Below are 3,791 nucleotides of genomic sequence, written 5' to 3' on the forward strand. Positions count from 1 at the left end.
GCTTCTGAATAGACGACGACGGACTTGATGCCGAGTTCTCGGCACGCTCGTTGAATGCGCAGAGCGATCTCTCCGCGATTCGCAATAAGGACCTTCTTAAACATCGAGTGGCCTCACTCGATCACGAACAGCGGTTGTCCGAACTCTACGGCCTGGCCGTTCTCGCACATGACCTTGGTGATCGTGCCGCTCTTGTCGGCTTCGATCTCATTCATGATCTTCATGGCCTCGATGATGCAGATGGCTTCGCCTTCCTTGACCTGCTGGCCAACGTCGGCAAACGGCTTGGCGTTGGGGCTGGACGCACGGTAGAAGGTGCCGACCATCGGCGACTTGACGATATGGCCGGTCTCGACCGGCGCGGCGGCCGGGGCCGCTGCGGCGGCGGGCATGGCGACCTGGGCCGGTGCATGGGCGACGGGAGCGGCGGCGTAGACCGGCTGCATGGCCACGGCGGCGGCCGGGTCAGCCTTGACGATGCGGACCTTGCCGTCGGCCTCGGTGATTTCCAGTTCGGAAATATTGGATTCCGAAACCAGGTCGATCAGGGTTTTGAGCTTGCGAAGGTCCATCTTGGCTCCAGGCGGTGTTGTTGTTGTGGGGGAAGAGAAAAAGCGGCGCGAGACCGGAGGTCAGGCGCCAGCTTCCAACGATTCAAGGGCGTGGCGCAGCGCAAGGCGGTAGCCGTTGGCGCCGAGGCCGCAGATGACGCCCACCGCCAGCTCACTCATATAGCTGTGGTGGCGGAAGGCTTCGCGGCGGTGGATGTTCGACAAATGAACTTCGATGAAGGGCAGGGCCACAGCCGCCAGCGCGTCACGGATGGCGACACTGGTGTGGGTGTAGGCGGCCGGATTGATGATGATGAAGCGCGTGCCGTCGGTGCGCGCAGCCTGGATGCGGTCGACCAATGCTCCCTCGTGGTTGCTCTGGAAGCTGTTCAGCGTGGCGCCGGCATCCGTGGCGATCTTGCCGAGTTCGGCATCGATCTGCGCGAGAGTCTGCGCGCCGTAGACCTCGGGCTCGCGGGTGCCGAGCAGGTTGAGGTTGGGGCCATGCAGGACGAGAACTTGCATCAAACATGTGGCGGCGCGCCTGCCCGAAGGTCTAGAGAGTCGCCACTAAATTGAGGAAGGGCGAACTTTACGCGTTTTGGACCCGATTTCCTGCTGGATAGGGAAATTCTCGGGGGCGCGTCAGCTTCGGGCCAATTGGCGCAGTTCTTCCAGGCGGCTCACGCCCAGACGCCGCCAACTGATCTCGCCGGTCTCGTCGAAAACGACGGAAAAGGGCAGGCCGCCGGCCGCATTGCCCAGTTCCCGCACCAGCCCCAGGCCTTCCGGCCCGGCCAGCGCGACCGCGAAGTCCAGCGGCGTCTTCTGCAGGAAGGCCTTGACCGGCTCGGCCTGATCCACCGCCAGGCCAAGGACCTGCCAGCCCTTGCCCTTGGCTTCCTTGTAGAACTGGTTGATCTCCGGCAGTTCCTTGACGCAAGGCGGGCACCAGGTGGCCCAGAAGTTGACCAGCAGGGGCTGGCCGCGCCAGCGGGCGACGTCCAGGTCGCTACCGTCCAGGGCAGGGAAGCGTCGCGCCCAGAATGCTTGGGCGACGATGGAAGCCACCGGTGGGTTCAGCTTGCGCCAGGCGAAGGCGGCGCCCAGGGCTGCGGCCCCGACGCCRGCGCCGGCCAGGATCAGGCGGCGGTTGATGGGCGTCATTCGGCGGCCTCCAGGAGGTTTTGCAGCGCGGCCAGGTCGCCGCGCTCGGTCATGCCGCGCGCGTCGGGCTTGAGGGCGCCGCGCAGGTCGTCGAAGTCCAGGATGGTCAGGCACAGCGTCACCCGCTCGCCGAGGGCGGCGCAAGGTGCATCCAGGATGAGCATGTCGACCTGCCGGCCACGGCCGGCTGTCGTTTCGGCCACGTCGAAGTTGATGCCGCGATCCAGCAAGGCGATCTCGGCCGCCTTGCTGTCGTCGCAATACAGCTGCAGGTGAACATTGGACAGCCGTGTCGCCGTGCCGCGCCAGACGGCGCCAGTCAGGTGCGGGCGGAACTCGGCCAGGCGCGCCATCCACTGCGCGGCCAGCTCGCGCAGGGCCCGCAACTCGGCCGGCTGAGTGTCGGCATGGAAGATGGCGATGTGCTCGCGCACGGCGTCCTCGACCTCGTCGTTGCCAGGCAAGGCGGCGCGCGGCGCGCCCAGGTCGCGGGCGGCGCGCTGCTTGGCCGGGCCCCAGTCCATGCCCTCGTCGACGATGAGGCGGGCGGCGGCAGCGGCGATTTCTTCGGTGAAGTCGCTCATGTCAGTGGCGCGCGGCCGTCCGAAGCACTGACGCGCCCCCTCGGGGGGCAGTGAGCGAAGCGAGCGTGGGGGTGGTCATGGCGTTTGGGCGCTGTTCATGCGGCCGACGATGAGGCCGGCCCGGCCCATGACATAGGCCGAGCCCGGCTGGCGCTCGAAGCGCTTGGGCGCCGGCAGCATCACCGCCAGCCGCGCGGCCTCGAAGGCGCCCAGGCGTGACGCATCCGTGCGGAAGTAATGCCGCGCCGCGGCCTGGGCACCGAACAGGCCTTCCCCCCATTCGACACTGTTCAGGTAGATCTCCAGGATGCGCTGCTTGCTCAGCAGGCCTTCCAGCATCAACGTGAGGATCAGCTCCTGGCCCTTGCGCAACAGCGTGCGCTCCCCGGAAAGGAACAGGTTCTTGGCCAGCTGCTGGGTGATCGTCGAGCCGCCGATGACCTTGGCCACACCCTTGCCGCGAGCTTCCACGCGGGCCTGTGCCTTCTCGTTCTTCTTCCAGGCGCCCTTGAGGGCCTCCCAGTCCACGCCGCCGTGCTGGGCGAAGCCGTCGTCCTCGCTGGCTATGACGGCGCGCTTGAGCGTGGTGGCCAGTTGGGCGTCGTTCACCCACTGCTGGCTCCAGGCGACCTGCTGTTTTTCCTTCAACAGGCGCACGGCCTCGCTGCGCTGGAAGCTGGTGGACTGCGGTGCGAGGACGTTCATCAGCGCGATCCGGCCGGCAAACCAGAGTTGCAGGCAAATGACGGCCAGGGCCAGCACAGCGACGAGTCGGCCGATGTGGCGGATCACAGAGCGGCCCTCAGCTCGGATCTCAGCGCTTTCAGCACCGGCGCCGTGTCTGGCCGCACGCCGCGCCAGAAGAAGAAGGCCTCGGCCGCCTGCTCGACAAGCATGCCCAGACCGTCGCGCGGCTCGGCGCCGTGGGCGGCGGCCCAGTCCAGAAAACCTTGCGCCTTGGGGCCGTACATCATGTCCAGCGCCAGCGCGCCGCGGGCCAGCACGCGGGCATCGACCGGCGAGGCCGCGCCGGCGAGGCTGGTGCTGGTGGCGTTGACGACGATGTCTTGCGCAGCGGGGGCCTCCGCCAAGGTGACCGCGGCAAGGGGGACGCCCAGGTCGGCATGGCTGGCCACCAAGGCCTGGGCATTGCCCACTGAGCGGTTGGCGATGGTGATGCGCGCCGGCCTGGCCGCGATCAGGCTGCCCAGCACGCCCGCCGCCGCGCCACCGGCGCCCACCAGCAGCACCTGCAGGCCTTCCAGCGGCCGGCGGGCGTTGCGCTGGATGTCGTTGACGAGACCGACGCCGTCGGTGTTGTCGCCCACCCAGCCCCCTTCGTCGAAGCGCAGCGAGTTGACGGCGCAGGCCAGCGCGGCGCGTTCCGTATGTTCGGTGGCCAGCGCAAAGGCATCGAACTTGAAGGGTACGGTGATGTTGCAGCCCTTGGCGCCAGCGGCCGCGAACGCGCGCAGCGTGGCCTCGAAGC

At 67.6% G+C, this 3,791-nt stretch carries 7 protein-coding genes; all 7 read right to left on the bottom strand.

Features of this window, described 5'->3' with window-relative positions; all coding sequences use genetic code 11:
• Positions 1-104, bottom strand: a 104-nt coding sequence (locus ACXJKR_RS26775; RefSeq protein WP_457325406.1) for a biotin carboxylase N-terminal domain-containing protein, incomplete at its 3' end; no start/stop codon positions are given.
• A gap of 9 nt (positions 105-113) precedes the next feature.
• A complete protein-coding gene (gene accB / locus ACXJKR_RS26780; protein WP_056203557.1) occupies positions 114-572 on the bottom strand; it encodes an acetyl-CoA carboxylase biotin carboxyl carrier protein in 459 nt (152 codons plus the stop codon).
• A 60-nt stretch (positions 573-632) separates the two neighbouring features.
• Positions 633-1,079, bottom strand: a complete 447-nt coding sequence (aroQ, locus tag ACXJKR_RS26785) for a type II 3-dehydroquinate dehydratase (protein WP_056203560.1) — start codon at positions 1,077-1,079, stop codon at positions 633-635.
• Between the two features lie 117 nt (positions 1,080-1,196).
• Positions 1,197-1,718: a TlpA disulfide reductase family protein gene (locus ACXJKR_RS26790; protein WP_457325404.1), complete on the bottom strand. Its 522-nt coding sequence runs from the start codon at positions 1,716-1,718 to the stop codon at positions 1,197-1,199.
• Positions 1,715-2,302 carry a hypothetical protein gene (locus ACXJKR_RS26795; RefSeq protein WP_056203566.1) on the bottom strand — a complete coding sequence of 196 codons (588 nt, stop codon included), beginning with the start codon at positions 2,300-2,302 and terminating at the stop codon, positions 1,715-1,717. Before ACXJKR_RS26795 ends, ACXJKR_RS26790 begins: the two co-directional genes overlap by 4 nt.
• Positions 2,303-2,377: 75 nt before the next feature.
• Positions 2,378-3,091: a monofunctional biosynthetic peptidoglycan transglycosylase gene (mtgA, locus tag ACXJKR_RS26800; RefSeq protein ID WP_056203666.1), complete on the bottom strand. Its 714-nt coding sequence runs from the start codon at positions 3,089-3,091 to the stop codon at positions 2,378-2,380.
• Positions 3,091-3,791: shikimate dehydrogenase (gene aroE / locus ACXJKR_RS26805; protein WP_457325405.1), on the bottom strand; the 701-nt coding region annotated here is incomplete at its 5' end. The genes aroE and mtgA, both read right to left, overlap by 1 nt.

Source organism: Roseateles sp. P5_E11 (genome assembly GCF_054049355.1).